General features: G+C 74.7%; 14 protein-coding genes. 8 read left to right on the plus strand and 6 right to left on the minus strand.

What is annotated here, in order from left to right; genetic code table 11:
- Positions 1–129 precede the first annotated feature (129 nt).
- Together ACI79Y_RS02660 and ACI79Y_RS02665 are read left to right on the plus strand one after the other, a co-directional pair.
- Positions 130–1,623 (plus strand): DUF222 domain-containing protein, encoded by a 1,494-nt coding sequence (locus ACI79Y_RS02660; RefSeq protein WP_457157004.1) that lies wholly within the window; start codon positions 130–132, stop codon positions 1,621–1,623.
- A gap of 191 nt (positions 1,624–1,814) precedes the next feature.
- On the plus strand, positions 1,815–3,500 hold the full coding sequence (locus ACI79Y_RS02665; protein ID WP_457157005.1) for a DNA repair helicase XPB: 1,686 nt from the start codon (positions 1,815–1,817) through the stop codon (positions 3,498–3,500).
- A gap of 15 nt (positions 3,501–3,515) precedes the next feature.
- Here the strand turns inward: ACI79Y_RS02665 and ACI79Y_RS02670 are convergent, their stop codons facing one another.
- Together ACI79Y_RS02670 and ACI79Y_RS02675 are read right to left on the minus strand one after the other, a co-directional pair.
- The gene (locus ACI79Y_RS02670) at positions 3,516–4,367 is read right to left on the minus strand and encodes an alpha/beta fold hydrolase (RefSeq protein WP_457157006.1); all 852 of its coding nucleotides are present in this window, start codon (positions 4,365–4,367) and stop codon (positions 3,516–3,518) included.
- 81 nt (positions 4,368–4,448) lie between these two features.
- Positions 4,449–5,651 carry an aminotransferase-like domain-containing protein gene (locus tag ACI79Y_RS02675; protein ID WP_457157007.1) on the minus strand — a complete coding sequence of 401 codons (1,203 nt, stop codon included), beginning with the start codon at positions 5,649–5,651 and terminating at the stop codon, positions 4,449–4,451.
- A 215-nt stretch (positions 5,652–5,866) separates the two neighbouring features.
- Here ACI79Y_RS02675 and ACI79Y_RS02680 point away from each other — a divergent pair, with 215 nt between their 5' ends.
- The 5 genes from ACI79Y_RS02680 to ACI79Y_RS02700 all read left to right on the plus strand — a co-directional run bounded on the left by ACI79Y_RS02680 (position 5,867) and on the right by ACI79Y_RS02700 (position 12,076).
- A complete protein-coding gene (locus ACI79Y_RS02680) occupies positions 5,867–6,376 on the plus strand; it encodes a 2Fe-2S iron-sulfur cluster-binding protein (protein ID WP_457157008.1) in 510 nt (169 codons plus the stop codon).
- Entirely contained in the window at positions 6,373–7,386 is a 1,014-nt protein-coding gene (locus ACI79Y_RS02685; RefSeq protein ID WP_457157009.1) for an FAD binding domain-containing protein, read from the plus strand. The genes ACI79Y_RS02680 and ACI79Y_RS02685 overlap by 4 nt, the downstream gene beginning before the upstream one ends.
- A complete protein-coding gene (locus ACI79Y_RS02690) occupies positions 7,383–9,473 on the plus strand; it encodes a xanthine dehydrogenase family protein molybdopterin-binding subunit (RefSeq protein ID WP_457157010.1) in 2,091 nt (696 codons plus the stop codon). Before ACI79Y_RS02685 ends, ACI79Y_RS02690 begins: the two co-directional genes overlap by 4 nt.
- A gap of 267 nt (positions 9,474–9,740) precedes the next feature.
- Positions 9,741–11,519, plus strand: coding sequence for a DEAD/DEAH box helicase (locus ACI79Y_RS02695; protein ID WP_457157011.1), 1,779 nt, complete (start codon positions 9,741–9,743; stop codon positions 11,517–11,519).
- Between the two features lie 194 nt (positions 11,520–11,713).
- Positions 11,714–12,076 (plus strand): PspC domain-containing protein, encoded by a 363-nt coding sequence (locus ACI79Y_RS02700; RefSeq protein ID WP_457157012.1) that lies wholly within the window; start codon positions 11,714–11,716, stop codon positions 12,074–12,076.
- A gap of 74 nt (positions 12,077–12,150) precedes the next feature.
- On the opposite strand, the gene ACI79Y_RS02705 is transcribed toward ACI79Y_RS02700, so the two are convergent.
- The 3 genes from ACI79Y_RS02705 to ACI79Y_RS02715 form a co-directional block, all read right to left on the minus strand.
- Positions 12,151–15,099, minus strand: coding sequence for a helix-turn-helix transcriptional regulator (locus tag ACI79Y_RS02705; RefSeq protein ID WP_457157013.1), 2,949 nt, complete (start codon positions 15,097–15,099; stop codon positions 12,151–12,153).
- A 47-nt stretch (positions 15,100–15,146) separates the two neighbouring features.
- On the minus strand, positions 15,147–15,272 hold the full coding sequence (locus tag ACI79Y_RS02710) for a hypothetical protein (protein ID WP_457141318.1): 126 nt from the start codon (positions 15,270–15,272) through the stop codon (positions 15,147–15,149).
- 144 nt (positions 15,273–15,416) lie between these two features.
- On the minus strand, positions 15,417–15,938 hold the full coding sequence (locus tag ACI79Y_RS02715; RefSeq protein WP_457157014.1) for a DUF7282 domain-containing protein: 522 nt from the start codon (positions 15,936–15,938) through the stop codon (positions 15,417–15,419).
- A gap of 195 nt (positions 15,939–16,133) precedes the next feature.
- Between ACI79Y_RS02715 and ACI79Y_RS02720 the strand changes: the two genes are divergently transcribed.
- A complete protein-coding gene (locus tag ACI79Y_RS02720) occupies positions 16,134–17,552 on the plus strand; it encodes a glucose-6-phosphate dehydrogenase (RefSeq protein ID WP_457157015.1) in 1,419 nt (472 codons plus the stop codon).
- Between the two features lie 268 nt (positions 17,553–17,820).
- Here ACI79Y_RS02720 and ACI79Y_RS02725 read toward each other — a convergent pair whose 3' ends face one another.
- Positions 17,821–18,564, minus strand: coding sequence for a phospholipid scramblase-related protein (locus ACI79Y_RS02725; RefSeq protein ID WP_457157016.1), 744 nt, complete (start codon positions 18,562–18,564; stop codon positions 17,821–17,823).
- Between the last annotated feature and the right edge of the window lie 26 nt (positions 18,565–18,590).

Genomic DNA, 18,590 nt, shown 5'->3' on the forward strand with positions numbered 1-18,590 from the left:
CTGGCCGCTCGGGCACCCGTCGAACGCCAGTGGCCCAGAGATCTCCTGCCCTGGGGCCACTGGCGTCCAGTTCCGCACGGTCACGGCCGCTGCCGCGAGAACGTCGTACCTCGAACGTATGTTCGGGCCATGTCGCGGAGGTCGGGGTCGAGCGTGGTCGAGGGGTTGGTCCTCGACTGGACTCTCGAGCACCCCGTCGAGCCCTCCCGGTTGCCGGCACCCTGGCTGACCGACGAGGAGCTGGCCGAGGAGCTGCAGCGGGTGCAGCGGCGCCGCGCCCAGGACACCGCCTACGAAGCCGAGCTCATCCTCGCCCTGGCCGCCGACCGTCCCGGGTCGGCTGATCCGCCGCCGGACCATCCGGGTGCGCGACGGGCGGGGTGGACGGCGCAGCCGGCCGACGGTGAGGTGAGTGAGTTCTTCACCGCCGAGCTGGCCACGGCGCTCAACGTAGGGCGGGGGACGGCGGCGATCCGGCTGACCCGGGCGCTGGTGTGGCGGGACAAGCTCCCGGCCACCTTCGCCGCCCTGCGGGCCGGGGAGCTGGACGAGCGGCGGGCGCAGCAGCTGGCGGATGCGCTGAAGTCCACTCCCGCCGAGGTCGCCGCCCGCGTCGAAGAGCGGCTGCTGGCTGAGGCGAGTGACCTGTCGGTGTCGGCGGTGAAGAAGCGCGCCACCGAACTGGTGCTGCAGCTGGACGCCGACGCCGCCGAAGAGGCGCGGGCGGAGGCGGAGAAGACCGCCGATGTGCACCTCTACCCCTCGACCACTGATGGGCGGGCGGTACTGGCCGTGGACCTGCCCGCCGATCAGGCCGCCCAGGCGCACGACCTGTTCGACCAGCTGGCCCGGATGCTCAAGGCCGACGGGGACCCCCGGCCGATCGGTCAGCTGCGCACCCTCGTGGCCGTGGCGCTGATCCTCCGCCCCGCGGACCACGGGCTGCCGCTCGTGGCCGCGAACCTCACCATCACCGCGGCCTTGGAGGCACTGGAAGGCGGCAACACGCCGGGTGAGGTGAACGGGCTGCCGATCACCGCCGCGCACCTGCGCGACCTGCTGGCCCGCGTCGGTGCGCTGGGCCTCACCGCCCCCGACGGCGGCACGCTCACCTTCGCGATCACCGGCCCGGACGGCGAACTGCTGGCCACCATCACTCCCGCGGAGCTGGCGCGGCTGGCCAAGCGCGGCTGCCCGCAGCACCCCGACGAACCGTGCGACTGCCCGGTGCTGGGCCCGCCACCACCCACCGAGCGCTACGAGCCCACCGCGCGGCAACGGGCCTTCGTCACCACCCGCGACCGGCGCTGCCGGTTCCCCAACTGCGGCCAACGCGTCGGCTGGCACGACCTCGACCACGTCGTCCCCCACGCCCAAGGCGGCGCCACCGACTGCACCAACCTCTGCTGCCTGTGCCGCAGCCACCACCGGCTCAAGACCTTCGCCCCCGGCTGGCGGTTCGCCATGACCCCCGACGGCACGTTGCGGGTGACCACACCGTCCGGCGTCACCCGCACCACCCGACCGCCCGGCCTCCGGCCACGGGAGCCCCAACCCACCCAACGACCCGGCGGACCCGAGCCACCACCTTCCGGACCGACCGACGACCCACCGCCCTTCTAGCCTCACCCCTTGTGTCGCCGTGTCCGCATGCGACCGAGTCGACATGTGTCCTCGTCGACTCGGTCGCGAAGCGGGAGGTGTGAGACCGGGTACCGCAGGCCCGACCCGGAAGGACCTGTCGCCGTCCGGCGTTACCGTGGTCAGTCCGGCGCGCGTGCTGCGCCGCAGTCTCCGAGCAAAGGAACCCCCGCGTGAGCGACGGCCCCCTCATCGTCCAGTCGGACAAGACCCTGCTGCTCGAGGTCGACCACCCGCTGGCCAAGGAGTGCCGGGCGGCGATCGCGCCCTTCGCCGAGCTGGAGCGCTCCCCCGAGCACGTGCACACCTACCGGGTCACCCCGCTGGCCCTGTGGAACGCGCGCGCCGCCGGGCACGACGCCGAGCAGGTCGTCGACGCGCTGGTCCGCTACTCCCGCTACCCGGTGCCGCACGCGCTGCTGGTCGACATCGCCGACACGATGGACCGCTACGGCCGGCTCACCCTGGCCAACAACCCGGTGCACGGGCTGGTGCTCACCAGCACCGACAAGGCCGTGCTGGAGGAGGTCGTCCGCAGCAAGCGGGTGGCCCCGATGCTCGGCCAGCGCATCGACGCCGACAGCATCGTCGTCCACCCCTCCGAGCGCGGCCGGCTCAAGCAGGCCCTGCTGAAGGTGGGCTGGCCGGCCGAGGACCTCGCCGGCTACGTCGACGGCCAGGCGCACCCGATCTTCCTGGACCAGGACGGTTGGAACCTGCGCGACTACCAGCAGGAGGCGGTCGAGGGCTTCTGGGCCGGCGGCTCCGGCGTCGTGGTCCTCCCCTGTGGCGCCGGCAAGACGCTGGTCGGTGCAGCCGCGATGGCCGAGGCGAAGGCGACCACGCTGATCCTGGTCACTAACACCGTCTCCGGGCGGCAGTGGAAGCGCGAGCTGATCGCCCGCACCAGCCTGACCGAGGACGAGATCGGCGAGTACTCCGGTGAGCGCAAGGAGATCCGTCCGGTCACCATCGCCACCTACCAGGTGATCACCACCCGCCGGAAGGGCGAGTACCGGCACCTTGACCTGTTCGACGCCCAGGACTGGGGCCTGATCGTCTACGACGAGGTCCACCTGCTGCCCGCGCCGATCTTCCGGCTCACCGCCGACCTGCAGTCCCGCCGTCGGCTGGGGCTGACCGCGACGCTGGTGCGCGAGGACGGCCGCGAGGACGACGTCTTCTCCCTCATCGGCCCCAAGCGCTACGACGCCCCGTGGCGGGACATCGAGGCGCAGGGCTACATCGCCCCGGCCGAGTGCATCGAGGTGCGGGTCTCCCTCGACGACGAGGAGCGGATGACCTACGCGGTCGCCGAGCCCGAGGAGCGGTACCGGATCGCGGCGACCGCCCAGTCGAAGCTGCCGGTGATCCGCCGGGTGCTGGAGCGCCACCCCGAGGAGCAGAAGCTCGTCATCGGCGCCTACCTCGACCAGCTCGACGAGCTCGGTGCGGCCCTCGACGCCCCCGTCATCCAGGGGTCGACGAGCAACAAGGAGCGCGAGCGGCTGTTCCAGGAGTTCCGCACCGGGCAGATCAAGACACTCGTCGTCTCCAAGGTCGCGAACTTCTCCATCGACCTGCCCGAGGCCGCGGTCGCCGTCCAGGTGTCGGGCACGTTCGGGTCGCGGCAGGAGGAGGCCCAGCGACTCGGCCGGGTGCTGCGCCCCAAGGCCGACGGCCGGCAGGCGCACTTCTACACCGTGGTCAGCCGCGACACCCTCGACAGCGAGTACGCCGCGCACCGCCAGCGGTTCCTCGCCGAGCAGGGCTACGCCTACACGATCGTCGACGCCGCCGACCTCGCCGGCCCCGGTGAGGTCAACGGCCCCGACTGGGTCGACCAGCCCGCCGACTGACGACCGGGCTCCCGGTCAGCGGCGGCCGGCCAGCCAGGCGCCGAGCGTGGTGGCCAGGTGCGCCGGCTGGTCGAGGTGGACCAGGTGCCCGGCGTCCGGGATCAGGACGAGTTCGGCGCCGGGGATCGCGCCTGCCAGGCGGTGTGCCCGGTCGGCCGGGATCCAGGTGTCCTCGGTTCCCCACACCACGCTCACCGGCAGGTCCAGCGAACCGTAGAGCGGCTCCAGGACGTCGGTGAACGCCTCGTCGGCCTGCGCGATCTGGCGGTAGAACGCCGCGTGCCCCGCGGGGGTCGTCCACGGCGCCACGAGGGCATCGAGCTGTGCCTCGGTGAGCCCGCGGTGACTGGCACCGGCGATGTAGGCACGCACCGCTCCCTCGTGCACGGCAGCCGGCAGCGCGGCGAAGACGTCGGCGTGGTCGTGCACGAGGCGGAAGAACGGCGACCCCCACGGGGCCAGCGCCACCACGTCGACCAGGGCCAGGGAGGCGTAGCGGGCACCGTGCAGCAGGTGCGCCCGCAAGGCGACCGCCCCGCCGAAGTCGTGGGCGACGACGTGCGGCCCCCTGCCCCCGGCGCTTGGCCCGTCGGTCTCGGGCGAGAGGTCCCAGTGGCGCAGCAGGTCAGCCAGCAACTCACCCTGGACGTCGAGGGAGACGGCGTGCTCGGGGTCCATGGACGAGGCGCCGTAACCGGGCATGTCCCACAGGTGCACCGTGAAGTCCCCGGCCAGCGCCCGCGCGTACGGGGCCCACAACCACGACGACCACGGGGTGCCGTGGCAGAAGACCACCGCGGGGCCGGTGCCGAACCGGGTCCAGCGCACGCGCCGCCCCCGCCAGTCGAAGACCTGGTCGAGCTGCACGTCCGCAGCCTCGCAGCTGCCGATCGGTTCGCGTAGCGGGGGCCGCGCGACCGGGGCGCCCACACCGGCCGGCTCCACCGGTCAGCCGCGCAGCACGCTGGCCAGCCGGGCCATGCCCTCGGCGATCCGCTCGGGGGTGTGCGTGGTGAACGACAGCCGCAGCGTCGACCGGTCCGGCGTCCCGGCGTAGAAGGCGGCGCCGGGGACGAACGCGACATCGGCCGCCAGCGCCTGCGGCAGCAGCTCCGCCGTGTCGACACCGCCGGGCAGCCGCGCCCAGACGAACATCCCACCGTCGGGCTCGGTCCACGTGCTGCCCGCCGGCAGCGTCGTCGGCAGCGCGGCCACCATCGCGTCCCGGCGCTGCCGGTAGGCCCGGCGCAGGTTCCGCAGGTGGGTCTCCACGTCGGCCGCGGCGAACCAGGCCGCCGCGGCGGCCTGGTCGATCGTCGAGGTGTGCAGGTCGGCCGCCTGCTTGGCGACGGTCAGCGCCGGGAGCAGCCGGGACGGCGCCCGCAGCCAGCCCAGCCGCAGCCCCGGCGCGGCGATCTTGGAGAAGCTGCCCAGGTGGACGACGTGCTCGTCGGCCCCCGGCTGGGCGGCCAGCGGCGCGACGTCGGCACCCCGGTAGCGCAGCTCCCCGTAGGGGTCGTCCTCGACCAACCAGACACCGTGCCGGGCGGTCAGCTCGACCACCTGGGCGCGCCGGTGCTCGGGCATGGTGCGCCCGGTCGGGTTGGCGAAGGTGGGCACCAGGTAGACCAGCGTCGGCCGCTCCCGCCGGATCGTCTCCGCCAGCGCCGCCGGGTCCATGCCGTGCTCGTCGGTGGGCACCGGCACGACCCGGGCGCCGGCCAGCTGGAAGCACTGCAGGGCGGCCAGGTACGTCGGGTCCTCGACCAGGACGACGGCGCCCGGGTCGAGCAGTGCGGTGGCGACCAGGGTCAGGCCCTGCTGCGAGCCCGAGGTGACCAGCAGGTCGTCGATCGAGCTGAGCATGCCGCGGGCGGTCAGCCGGGCGGCCACCCGCGCCCGCAGCTGACGGTCGCCCTCGGTCGGGGCGTACTGCAGCGCGCGGCGCGCGTGCGGACCCCACAGCACGCTGTCGTAGGCGGCCCGGACGCCGTCCAGGTCGAACAGCTCGGGCGCGGGCAGGCCGCCGGCGAAGGAGATGACCTGCGGCCGGTCGAGCAGCGCCAACAGCTCGCGGACCGGCGAGCTGGCGACCCCGGTGAGCCGCTGGGCGAGCGGCGGGAGGGGGCGGGAGAGGACAGCAGGGGACACGGGAACTCCAGGAGGCCGAGACACGGGCACCGGCGCCACAGCAGGCGGGGTGGGGTGGCGGCGCCGGGCAGCGGGGGGTGTCCCGCTGGGGCCGGGCCGAACGGGCCTCCTGGTCGAGGGGCCGCAATCAGCCTACGACGGGGGCACGGACCTGTCAGCGTGGTTGCGGCACGCACCGGGTTTGCCGCGCCGAGCCGTCCGGGCACTGGCGCGGCATGGACGCGGAGATCACCCTGCGGGTCGACGGCGAGACCCGCCGGCTGACCGTCGACACCCGGACCTCGCTGCTCGACGCGCTGCGCGAGCGGCTCGGCAACACCAGCCCGAAGAAGGGCTGCGACCACGGCCAGTGCGGCGCCTGCACGATCCTGGTCGACGGGCAGCGGTCGCTGTCCTGCCTGGCCCTGGCGGTCGCCCACGACGGCGCCGAGCTGACCACCGCCGACGGGCTGGCCCCCGAGGGCGAGCTCCACCCCGTGCAGCGGGCGTTCCTGGAGCGCGACGCCTTCCAGTGCGGCTACTGCACCCCGGGGCAGATCTGCTCGGCGGTCGGGGTGATCGAGGAGTTCGAACGCGGCTGGCCCAGCCACGTCACCGAGGACCTCACCAGCGAGCCGGAGATGACCCACGACGAGGTCGCCGAGCGGATGAGCGGCAACCTCTGCCGCTGCGCCGCCTACGTGAACATCACCCCTGCGGTGCAGGACGCGGCGGCCGGGCGATGAAGCCGTTCGCCTACGCCTCCCCCGGCGACGTCGCCGAGGCGGTCCGGGACGTCGCCGCCGAGCCGAACGCCGTCTTCCTCGCCGGCGGCACCAACCTCGTCGACCACCTGCGGCTGGGCGTCGCCCGCCCCGACCTGGTGGTCGACGTCCGCCGGCTCACCTCCCGGGAGATCACCGACCTCCCCGACGGCGGCCTGCGGCTGGGCGCGGCGTCGACCAACAGCGAGGTCGCCGCCGACCGCCGGGTCCGCGAGCGGTACCCGGTGCTCGCGCAGGCGCTGCTGGCCGGCGCCACCGGGCAGCTGCGCAACATGGCCACCACCGGCGGCAACCCGCTGCAGCGCACCCGCTGCGTCTACTTCCAGGACGTGACCACGCCCTGCAACAAGCGTGAGCCCGGCAGCGGCTGCTCCGCGGTGGGCGGCTACACCCGCTACCACTCCGTGCTGGGCGTCCCGGCCGCGCTGCCCGACGCCGGTGACCCGGCCACCTGCATCGCCAGCCACCCCTCGGACATGGCCGTCGCGCTGGCCGCCCTCGACGCGCAGGTGCAGGTGCTCGGCCCCACCGGCGTCCGCACCATCCCGTTTCCGGAGCTGCACCGGCTGCCCGGCGACGACCCGTCCCACGACACCGTCCTCGAGCACGGCGAGCTGATCACCGCGATCGACCTCCCACCGCTGCCGGACGGCGCCCGCTCCGCCTACCGCAAGGTCCGCGACCGGGCGTCGTACGCGTTCGCCCTGGTCAGCGTGGCGGCCGTGGTCGCCGGCGACGACGTGCGCCTCGCCCTCGGCGGCGTCGCGCACAAGCCCTGGCGGGCCACCCGCGCCGAGGAGCTGCTCCGCGGGCAGGCGCTCACCGAGGACGCCGTCCGGGCCGCGATGGACGCCGAGCTCGCCACCGCCCAGCCGCAGCCCGGGGTCGACGGCGGCAACGGCTTCAAGATCCCGCTGCTCGCCCGCACGGTGGCCGCCACCCTGCGCACGCTCACGGAGGAGCAGTCATGACCGACCTGCTGGAGCCCCGCGCCATCGGGCAGGCACTGGTCCGCCGGGACGGCGTCGACAAGGTCCGCGGCACCGCGGTCTACGCCTTCGAGACGCCGGTCGAGCGCCCCGCCTACTGCCACCCGATCACCGCCACCATCGCCCGCGGGCGGGTGACGGCGATGGACACCGCCGCGGCCGAGGCGCTCGACGGGGTGCTCGCCGTGCTGACCCCCTTCACCGCCGAGCGGCTCGCCGACACCGAGGACGCCGAGTACGCCGTCCTGCAGGGCGACGAGGTCGGGTTCCGCGGCCAGCTGATCGGGGTGGTGATCGCGGAGACCTCCGAGCTCGCCCGGGAGGTCGCCGACGGGATCACCGTCAGCTACGCCGAGCAGCCGCACGACGCCGTCCTCTCCGTCGACCGGGACGACCTGTACAAGCCGGAGAAGGTCAACGCCGGGCACGAGACCGACACCGCCGAGGGCGACGTCGCCGCCGCGATGGCCACCGCCGAGGTGCGGCTGGAGCGGACGTACGAGACCGCGATGTACCACAACAACCCGATCGAGCCGCACGCGACGACGGCGCTGTGGGACCCCACGGCCGACGTCCCGCTGACCCTGTGGGACTCCACCCAGGGCGTGCACCCCGACCGGGCCGCGGTGAGCAAGGTCTTCGGGCTGGAGCAGGAGCAGGTCCGGGTCGTCTGCCCCTACGTGGGCGGCGGGTTCGGCTCGAAGGGGCTGCCGCACGCCAACGTCATGCTCGCCGCGCTGGCCGCCCGCGCGCTGCCCGGCCGTCCCGTGAAGCTGGCGCTGACCCGGCAGCAGATGTTTTTCCTCGCCGGCTACCGCACACCGACGATCCAGCAGATGCAGCTGGCCGCCGACCGCTCCGGCCGGCTGCAGGCGATCGCGATCGACGTGGTCGAGCAGACCTCGCGGATCAAGGAGTTCGCGGAGCAGACCGGCGTCCCGGCCCGGATGATGTACGCCTCCCCCAACCGGCGCACCACCCACCGGCTGGCCGCGCTCGACGTCCCCGTGCCCTCGTGGATGCGGGCGCCGGGCGAGTGCCCGGGCATGTTCGGCCCCGAGGTCGCGATGGACGAGCTGGCCGAGGAGCTGGGCATCGACCCGGTCGAGCTGCGGATCCGGAACGAGCCCGAGGCCGACCCGGAGACCGGCAAGCCGTGGTCCAGCCGCAGCCTGGTGCAGTGCCTGCGCGAGGGCGCCGAGCGGTTCGGCTGGGCCGACCGCCCGCGCGGGCGCCGCGAGGGCGACTGGCTCGTCGGGTACGGCGTGGCGTCCTCGGTCTACCCGACGATGCGGCAGGCCACGTCGACGGCGAACATCCGCTACGCGGACGGCCGGTACGTCGCCGAGATCGGCGCCGCCGACCTCGGCACCGGCGCCTGGACGATCCTGCCGCAGATCACCGCCGACGCCCTCGGCGTGGACGTGGCCGACGTCGACGTCCGGATCGGTGACACCCGCTACCCGATCGCCTCGGTGGCCGGCGGCTCGTCGGGCACCAACACCTGGGGGTCGGCGCTGGTCGTGGCCGCCCGCGAGTTCCGGACGAAGTTCGGCGGCACCCCCGCCGAGGGCGACGAGGCCAGCGGCGACGTCGACCAGGCCGGCCAGGACGACACCCACGCCCCCTACGCGTTCGGCGCCCAGTTCGTGGAGGCGCGGATCAACGCCGACACCGGGGAGATCCGGCTGCCGCGGCTGCTCGGCGTCTTCGGCGTCGGGCGGGTGATCAACCCGCGGACGGCGCGCTCGCAGCTGATCGGTGGGATGACCATGGGCATGTCCATGGCGCTGCACGAGACGAGCGTCTTCGACACCCGGATCGGCCAGGTCGCCAACCACGACCTCGCCGAGTACCACGTCTCGGTCAACGCCGACGTCGGCGAGATCGAGGCGGTGTGGCTGGACGAGCACGACCCCTACGTCAACGCCATGGGGTCCAAGGGCGTCGGCGAGATCGGCATCGTCGGGACGGCGGCCGCGGTGGTCAACGCCGTGCACGCCGCCACCGGCGTCCGGGTGCGCAAGCTGCCGATCACCCTGGACAAGCTGCTCCCCGCCCTCCCCTGAGGGCAGAAATGGCCATGTCCGCCCCCGACAGGAGGGCGGTCATGGCCATCTGTGCCCCGCGCGCGGCAGCCGGGACGGGCGGGGCCGGCGTGACGTGACGAGACGGTCCGCCCCGGGACATGAGGATCGCCACACTCCACCGCCGGGTGACACGAACGCGCAGGTCAGCGGCTCGACGGCCGGCCCGTATACGTCGGGACGGCGGGGGCGCGCCGGAGGCACCCGGTTGGGCGTGTTGCCCCGCCGCCGTCCAGAATGACTCCCGACATGGCGACTGCAACACAGGCGGCGGCCCGGGCCCCGCAGACGACCAGCCGACCGCTCCGGGCGTGGCAGCAGCAGGCCCTGACGCAGTACGAGGAGAGCTCCCCCAAGGACTTCCTGGTCACCGCGACCCCGGGAGCCGGGAAGACGACCTTCGCGCTGAGCCTGGCCGCGAGGCTGCTGTCCCGCCGCGAGGTCGCCCGGGTGGTCGTGGTCTGCCCGACCGACCACCTGCGCCTGCAGTGGGCCGACGCCGCCGATGCGATGGGCATCGCGCTCGACCCCAACCTGACCAACGCCGTCGGCCCGGTGCGCGCCGGCACCCAGGGCTACGTGACCACGTACGCCCAGGTCGCCGGCAAGCCGATGCTGCACGCCGCCCGCGCCACCGCGGTCAAGTCGCTGGTGATCCTGGACGAGGTGCACCACGCCGGCGACGGCCTGTCCTGGGGTGAGGCGGTGGAGGAGGCCTACGGCATGGCCGCGCGCCGGCTGTGCCTGACCGGGACGCCGTTCCGCACCAAGGCCGACGAGCGCATCCCGTTCGTGAAGTACGTCGAGGACGGCTTCGAGGGCCAGGGCGGCCTGATGTCGGTGGCCGACTACACGTACGGCTACAAGGAGGCGCTGGCCGACAACGTCGTCCGGCCCGTCGTGTTCGCCGCCTACACCGGCACCTCGCGCTGGCGGAACTCCGCCGGCGAGGTGGTCGCCGCCTCGCTCACCGAGGCCGGCACCAGGTCGGTCGAGATGCAGGCCTGGCGGACGGCGCTGGACCCCAAGGGCCAGTGGGTGCCGCACGTCATCGCCGCGATGGACGACCGGATCACCCACCTCCGCGAGGAGGGCGGCATGCCCGACGCCGCCGGCCTGGTGCTCGCCAGCGACCAGGACGACGCCCGCGAGTACGCCAAGATCGTCCGCCGGGTCACCGGGAAGGCGCCGGAGCTGATCCTCTCCGACGACCCGAAGGCGTCGAAGAAGATCGAGAAGTTCAACAAGGGCGGCGCCCGGATCGCGGTCTGCGTGCGGATGGTCTCCGAGGGCGTCGACGTGCCCCGCGCCGCCGTCCTGGCCTGGATGACCTCCTACCGGACGCCGCTGTTCTTCGCCCAGGCCGTCGGCCGCGTGGTCCGCGCCCGCGCGCCGCACGAGTCGGCCACGGTGTTCCTGCCCGCCGTCCGGCCGCTGCTGACCCTGGCCGCCGGCATGGAGGAGCAGCGCAACCACGTCATCCCGCCGCCGAAGGCCCAGCCCGACCAGGAGCTGGAGGACCTCGACCTGCCCGAGCGGGAGCCGCGCGAGGGCGCGGCCAAGGAGTGGGAGGCCCTGGAGGCCGACGCCCGCTTCGCCCACGTGCTGTCCAGCGGGACGGCGCACACCGGCTCCGGCGGCGTGACCACCGTGGTGGAGCCGGAGGACGAGGAGTTCCTCGGCATCCCCGGGCTGCTCACCCCCGAGCAGACCGCGTCCCTGCTGGCCAAGCGGGACGACGAGCTGCGGCTGCGCGTGGAGGCCGCCCGGCGGCTGTCCGACGACACCGACAGCTTCATGGTCGTCGAGGACCACCCGGAGGAGGACGAGGCCGGCCGCTCCTGGCGCGACGCCGCCGAGCTGCGCCGGGAGGTCAACCGGCTGGTCAACCGGATCGCGGCGAAGACCGGCCAGCCGCAGGCCGTGGTGCACACCCAGCTGCGCCAGTCGGTGCCCGGCCCGCCGTCGGCGTCGGCCTCGGTCGACGTCCTCCGCGCCCGCCGCGAGCGCCTCCGCACGATGCTCTGAGCGGTCCTGCTGCACACCGAGTGACAGCTAAACGGGGATCCCGGGGCCGGGAAGCCCGCTCTCCTGTCACTCGGTGCTCATCTGCGAGAGACCGCCGGGGCGAGCAACACTGCGGGACCCTGAGCCGCGGGACCAGGGGCGGATCCGGGGGTTCCCCGATGCCGGGCGGACGCCGGCGCGCGCAGGCTGGTGTCATGACCGAGACAGTCCCCACCCCGACCTCGCACACCGAGATCCCGCAGGCCCAGGCACCGCAGGCGCCGCGCACCGAGACGCCGCAGGGCCCCGCCGATCGCCCGCCGTTGCGGAGGGACCGCAGCCGCCTGATGGTGGGTGGCGTGGCCGCCGGCCTGGCCGAGCACACCGGCATCGACGCGCTGCTGTGGCGGCTCGGGTTCGTCGCGCTGGTCTTCGCCGGCGGCGCCGGGCTCTGGCTCTACCTGGCCCTGTGGCTGCTCATGCCCACCGCCCCCGCCGGGCCCGACGACCGCACGAACGTGCTGGACGAGTGGGTCGGGCGGATCCGCCGGGTCGTCGTGCGCACACCGACCGGTTGATCATCGGCGAACGGCTGCTCGACACGCCGTCGGGCCGACCGTTCGCCGATGATCAACTGGAGAGCGCGACCCCCTCAGCCGAGCAGGCCGCGGGCGGCGGCGAGGGCCACCGCCTCGGCGCGGCCGGAGGCGCCGAGCTTGGCCAGGATGTTGCTCACGTGCACGCTGGCGGTCTTCTCGCTGATGAACAGCTCCGCCCCGATCTGCCGGTTGGTGCGCCCCTGCGCGACCAGCGCCAGCACCTCGACCTCGCGTGGGGTGAAGACGGCGCCGGGCTCGACTGCCCGTACCCCCGGCAGCTCGAGCCGGCTGCGGCGGGCCAGCGCCTCGACCGCCGTCCCCAGCGGCTCGGCCCCCAGCCGCACCGCCACCTCGTGTGCCGCCGCCAGCTCCGCGGCCGCGCCGGTGCGGTCGTCGCCGGCCAGCAGCGCCTCGGCCAGCCGCAGCCGCGACCGCGCCTGCTCGTACACGTGCCCCAGGTCGCCGAACTCCTCGACCGCGCGCCGGCACCGCGCCACCGCGGCCTCGCCCCGCACCCGCGCCAGCTCGGCCTCCAGCCGCGTGCGCCACGCCCGCGCCTCGATCCCCACCGGGTACGGCACCTCGGCCGCCGACCGGCCGATCCCGGCCAGCTCCGCCGCGTCCGCCCCCCAGCGGGCCACCGCCGGTTCGTCCCCGGCCCGCCGGGCCGCGACCGCCGCGTCGCCCACCGCCGCCAGCGCGGTCGCCACCAGCCGCACCGACGCGAGCCGCTCCTCACCCCACAGCTCGCGCAGCCGGCGGTCGGCGAACCGGGCCCGCTCGACCGCCCTCGCCGCGTCGCCGGCCTGACCGGCCAGCTCGATCTCCGCCGCCACCGTGGCCAGCATCAGCAGCACGTGGTTGTCCCAGCGGGCTGCCGGCCCCTGCGCCCAGCCCAGCCGCTCGCCGGCGCGCGGGTCACCCCGGCCGACCAGCACCAGCAGCCCGTCGGCCCGCACGTGCGCGGCCATGTCGGGTACCCGCGCCAGCGCGTCGGCGGCGGCCAGGCTGCCGTCCCAGTCGCCGAGCACGTACCGGGCCAGCACCTCCAGGTGCCGCAGCTCGGCACCGTAGAACGACCACTCCACGCCCAGCGTCGCCGCCCGGGCCAGCCCGGCGGTGACGTGCGTCAGCGTCTCGGCCAGCTCGCCGGCGTCGTAGGCGGTGATCGCCTGGCTGAACCACACCCGCATCTCGACGTCGGCGTCGCCGGACCGCGCCGCCCGCGCCCGGGCCTCCGCGAACCGGGCCCGCACCGCCGCCCGGTCGCCGGCACCCGGCCCGCGCGCCAGGGAGACGGCGGTGTCGGCCCACGCGCTGTCCAGGCCGAGGGCGTCCGCGGCGGCCAGCGCCTCCTCGGCCGCGGCGTCCGCCTCCTGCACCAGGCCCAGGGAGTAGCTGGTGCGGGCGTGCGTGGCCGCCGCCCAGGTGCGCACCGTCGACGGCGGCTGCGCCGGGACCAGCGCCATCGCCGCGGCGCTCTCCCGGTGCGCCTCGGCGGCCTCCTCGATCCGGCCCAGCACCTGCGCCAGCGTGTAGTGCACCCGCGCCCGCGCCTCCGGGTCGCCGTCGGGCCCCAGCAACTCCCCGGCCGAGCGCAGCAGTGCCACCGCCCGCTGCAGGTCACCGACCGCCCGGGCCGCCGCGGCCGTGTCCAGCAGCACCGCCTCCTGCGGGCGGCCGGCGCGGTCGGCGGCATCCGGCACCGCCGTCCAGAGCTCGAGCACCGCCTCCAGGTGCTGCAGCTGCTCGGCGGGAGCGCCCACCCGGCGGGCGGCGGCCGCCGCCTCCAGCGAGGCGCTCAGCGCACCGGGCAGGTCGTTGCTCTCGCGCAGGTGGTGGGCGCGCTCGGCCGCCGTCCCCGCCTCCGGCCGGTCGGCCAGCTGGGCCGCGACGGCGGCGTGCAGCCGCACCCGCTCACCGGGCAGCAGGTCGGCCAGCACGGCCTCGCGCAGCAGCGCGTGCCGGAACCGGTAGCGCCCGTCGTCGGAGACCACCAGCAGGTGCCGGTGCACCGCCTCGGCGAGCGCCGCCTCCAGCTCGGCCGGCGACTGCCCGCCCACCGCGGCCACCAGCTCGTGCCGCACCGAGCGCCCGGCCACGGCGGCCACCCGGATCACCTGCTGCGCGTCCGGGCCGAGCTGCTCGACCCGGGCGAGCAGCACCTCGGACAGCCCGCCGGGCAGCGCCTCCCCCGCCGCGACCAGCTCCTCGGCGTAGAAGGCGTTGCCCTCGGCGCGGGCGACGACGTCCTCGACCGGAACGGCACCGGGCCCAGCGGAGACGGCGGCCAGCCGACGGACCAGCGTCTCCACCTCGGCGTCGGGCAGCGGCTCCAAGGGGAGCCGCTCGACGCCGGGCAGCCGCACCAGCTCGGCCAGCAGCGGCCGCAGCGGGTGCCGGCGGTGCAGGTCGTCGGCGCGGTAGGAGGCGACGACGGCGACCCGCTCGTCGACCAGCCGGGCCAGCAGGTAGCGCAGCAGATCGCGGCTGGATCGGTCGGCCCAGTGCAGGTCCTCGAGGACGACGAGCACCGGCCGCCCGGTGGCCAGCTCGCCCAGCAGCGCGGCCACCGACTCGAACAGCTGGAGCCGGCCGTCGTCGTCCGGTGGGCTCAGGGTGCGGTGCGGCGACGGCGGGCCGAGCTCCGCGCGGGAGCGCTCCGGCACGGCACCGCCGCCGAGCAGGCCGGCCAGCACCGGGTGCCGGGCCAGCACCGGCGCCAGCTCCGGGTCGGCGGCCACCGGCCGGAGCAGGTCGACGAAGGGCAGGTAGGGCAGGCCGACGTCGCCCAGGTCGACGCAGTGCCCGGTGAGCACCCGCACGCCGCGCCCGGTGGCCCGGCGGGACAGCTCGTCGAGCAGCCGGGTCTTGCCGACGCCGGCATCGCCGGCCACCAGCACCCCGGAGGGGCGCCCCGCGGCCGCCGCGTCGACGTGCGCCAGCAGCCGGCCGAGCTCGCTCACCCGGCCGACCAGCGGACCCTCGTCCCAGCGCGCCACGCCGGTGATCGTGGCACGGGCCACCGACGCGACGGCGCCCGTCCGGTTCAGCGCGCCCGCCGCAGGCGGGTCGTCCAGGACCCCCGCCGGCTGCCGCGGGCGAACGACCGTTCGACCAGCTCCCGGCGCCAGGCCAGCTCGGCCTCCAGGGCGGGGTTGGGGTAGTGCGCCATGACCGTCTCCTCGTGTCGTCCGTGGGTGGACGAGGAGGACGGTCGCCCTGAGGGAGGGCCCCGGGCATCGGGCGATCGGGCAGTTCCACGGCGCCCGGCTCCCTGAGGCCCCTCAGATCCGCGGCCGAGGGGCCTCAGTGGCGGTCACTGCACGGTGTAGGACGCGTCGTCGGAGACGTCGCCGTCCTCGTCGTCGGTGTCCGGGATCCGCTGGTCGACGGTGGGGTCGAACCCGCCGTCCTCGTCGGTGTCGCCGTAGAGGACCGCCTGCAGGTCGGTGTCCTCGGTCAGCGCCGGGGACAGCGACACCTCGACGTCGGTCGCCTCGCCGGCCGGCACGGCGGTCGAGCCGAGGACCTCGGCCTCCGTGGCGTCGTCGTCGGACCCGTCGTCGGGCAGGATCACGACGAACCCGTCGACGGTCATCGCGACCCGGGCGACGGTGACCGAGCTGCCGTCCCCGGACTGGTCGTCGAACTCCACCTCGGTGATCGGGGCACCGGTCGCCCGGCCGGTCTCGGTCGCCGCGGCCGAGTCGTCGGTGCCGTCCTCGGCGAACGTGGTGCCGACGGCCGGGTTGGGCTCCTCCTCGGCGGCGTCTCCGCCGCAGGCGGTCAGGGCGAGGACGGCGACAGCGGGGAGGGCGAGCAGCGCAGGTCGTCTCATGCTCCTGTAACTGCCCACTCCCGGCCGCTGCCCACACACCGTGATCGACGCGCGCGCGGGGACCGCCATGGGGAAGACTGCCGGGCACCGGGCGGTTGCCCGGAACAGCTTGGTGCACCCCCGACGTCGTGGGCGGCATCCCCTGGGGCCGGTCCCCTGGCGGACCCGGCCCGGACGACGTGTGAGAGGACGACAGTGCCCGAGAACGGCGCGAACGACCTGACCCCGACCGTGTTCGTGCTCTACGGCGCGACCGGCGACCTGGCCCGCCGGATGGTGCTCCCGGCGTTCTTCCAGCTCGCCCAGCACGGCCTGCTGCCCGACGAGTGGCGGCTCATCGGCAGCGGTCGCGGCGAGCGGACCGACGAGGAGTTCGTCGACCACGTCCGCGGCTCGCTGACCGAGTTCGGCCCCTCCCCCGACGAGGGCCCGTGGGACGAGTTCGCCACCCGGCTGCGCTTCGCCGGCGGCGGGTTCACCGAGGACGACCCCGGCCAGCTGCTCGACGTCGTGGCCAAGGCCCGGGCCGAGATCGGCGAGGACGCCCAGGTGGTCCACTACCTGTCGCTGCCGCCGAAGGCGTTCACCGGGTACACGAAGGCGATCGGCGCCCACGGGCTGGCCGAGCGCGCCCGGGTGGTCTACGAGAAGCCCTTCGGCGACTCCCCGGAGGCCTTCAGCGAGCTCGACGACGTCGTGCACTCGGTCTTCGACGAGGAGCAGGTCTTCCGGATCGACCACTTCCTGGGCAAGGAGGGCACCCAGGACCTGCACGTGCTGCGCTTCGCCAACGGCCTGTTCGAGCACATCTGGAGCCGCGAGCACATCGCCCAGGTGCAGATCGACGTCCCCGAGGACCTCGACGTCGCCGACCGCGCCGACTTCTACGACGCCACCGGCGCGACCCTGGACATGCTGGTCACCCACCTGTTCCAGGTCGCCGCCGAGGTCGCCATGGAGCCGCCGGTCAGCTTCCGGGCCAGCGACATCCTGGCCGCTCGCGAGGCGGTCCTCGCCGCGTTCCGCCCGCTGGCGCCGGCCGACGTCGTCCTCGGCCAGTTCGACGGCTACCGGGAGCTGGACGCCGTCCCCGACGACAGCGACACCGACACCTTCGTCGCCGCCAAGCTCTTCATCGACACCGGGCGGTGGCGGGGCGTGCCGTTCCTGCTGCGCACCGGCAAGCGGCTGGCCGCCAAGCAGCAGCGGGTCAGCCTGGTGCTGCACCGCCCGATCGGGCCCGTGCACGACGTCCCCGCCAACGGCAACGTCGTCAGCCTGTCGCTGGCCGGGGCCGGCTCGCTGGACATCGACATGATGGCCAAGCGACCTGGCCCGGAGCTGGAGACCGCCCGCGCCCGCGCCACCCTGGATCTCTCCCAGGTGCCCGGCGGTGAGCCGCTGCCGCCCTACGTCTCGCTCATCCACGACGTGCTGGTCGGCGACCGGTCGCTGTTCACCACCAGCGAGGGCCTGGCGCAGACCTGGCGGACGCTGCAGCCGGTGCTCGACTCCCGGCCCGGGGTGCACCCCTACGAGCCCGGCTCGTGGGGCCCGGCGGCGGCCAACGAGCTGGCCGGCGAGGTCGGCTGGCTGCTGGGCCAGACCGAGTAAGAGGTCGGAGACCCGTCCAGACGCACGAAGCCCCCGCTCTCGAGGAGAGCGGGGGCTTCGCTGCGTCGGTGGGGTCCGGACCGGACGCTGGTCGCCTCGCGGCGGTTTGCACATCTGGGGCTCCAGACCCCCGACCGAGGTCGGAGCGGTGTTCCCCAGCGGCAGTTATCAAGTGGAGCCCGGGGACACAGGTCGCCCGGCCCGGACGTCCTCCACCGTACCCGCGACCCCCTGCCCCATGCGCGTGGCGATGGACTCAATCGGGACCTCAGTTCAGGCCGCGGGCGTCCTGCTTCAACGCGGTGTCCACCGTCAGCGCACTGGCCAGCACCAGGCTCGCCAGCGGGTCGGGCAGCCGCTGGTGCACCTGGACGACGTAGTCGTCGGCGGTGGTGAACAGGGTGCGGGCCAGCCCCTCCCAGGTCTTGGTGATCCGGGCGACCTCGGCCCCGGCGGCGTCGACGACCGCGAAGTCCCAGGCCCGCCAGTTCTCCGCCTGGATCGCCCCCACCAGCCGGTCGGCCACCACCAGGTCGAACCGGATGTGGCCGAAGACGTTCGCCTGGACGATCTCCCCCACCGGCGTGCCGTCGGGGCGGACCACCAGCACCCGCGAGCGGATCAGCTTCGCCGGGCGGGTCAGCAGCAGCACGGGGCCGGCGGCGTCGCGCACCTCGAGGGTGTGGGTGAGGAACTGGTCCCACCGCGACAGCAGCCGGAACGCCTTGCGCAGGCTGCTCTGCCCCACCTGGGTCACGGCGCCCACCTGCTGCCCGCCGCCGTCGAGCACGGCGTACTCGTTGGTGAGCTCGACCAGCTTGGCTCGCTGCTGGACCACGAGCACCGGCTGCTCCAGCAGTACCGACCTCGGCTGTGCGGGCGGCGCGGTGGGCGGCGGTGGGGGGTGCTGGCCCTGGATGTGCTGGGTCCAGGCGCCGCCGTCCCACCAGCGGAGGCCGCCACCCCCGGCCGGGTCGGGGTACCAGCCCGGCGGTGGGGGCGGCTGGGTCATGCCCGCACGCTAACCACCGCGCCTGC

It is taken from the genome of Modestobacter sp. SYSU DS0875 (assembly GCF_054050915.1).

Excerpts from the sequence above, each read along its gene's own strand:
- ACI79Y_RS02660 (WP_457157004.1), top strand. The coding sequence starts at position 130 with ATGTCGCGGAGGTCGGGGTCGAGCGTGGTCGAGGGGTTGGTCCTCGAC.
- ACI79Y_RS02695 (WP_457157011.1), top strand. The coding sequence starts at position 9,741 with ATGGCGACTGCAACACAGGCGGCGGCCCGGGCCCCGCAGACGACCAGC.
- ACI79Y_RS02690 (WP_457157010.1), top strand. The coding sequence starts at position 7,383 with ATGACCGACCTGCTGGAGCCCCGCGCCATCGGGCAGGCACTGGTCCGC.
- ACI79Y_RS02710 (WP_457141318.1), bottom strand. The coding sequence starts at position 15,272 with ATGGCGCACTACCCCAACCCCGCCCTGGAGGCCGAGCTGGCCTGGCGC.
- ACI79Y_RS02685 (WP_457157009.1), top strand. The coding sequence starts at position 6,373 with ATGAAGCCGTTCGCCTACGCCTCCCCCGGCGACGTCGCCGAGGCGGTC.
- ACI79Y_RS02715 (WP_457157014.1), bottom strand. The coding sequence starts at position 15,938 with ATGAGACGACCTGCGCTGCTCGCCCTCCCCGCTGTCGCCGTCCTCGCC.
- ACI79Y_RS02725 (WP_457157016.1), bottom strand. The coding sequence starts at position 18,564 with ATGACCCAGCCGCCCCCACCGCCGGGCTGGTACCCCGACCCGGCCGGG.
- ACI79Y_RS02700 (WP_457157012.1), top strand. The coding sequence starts at position 11,714 with ATGACCGAGACAGTCCCCACCCCGACCTCGCACACCGAGATCCCGCAG.
- ACI79Y_RS02680 (WP_457157008.1), top strand. The coding sequence starts at position 5,867 with ATGGACGCGGAGATCACCCTGCGGGTCGACGGCGAGACCCGCCGGCTG.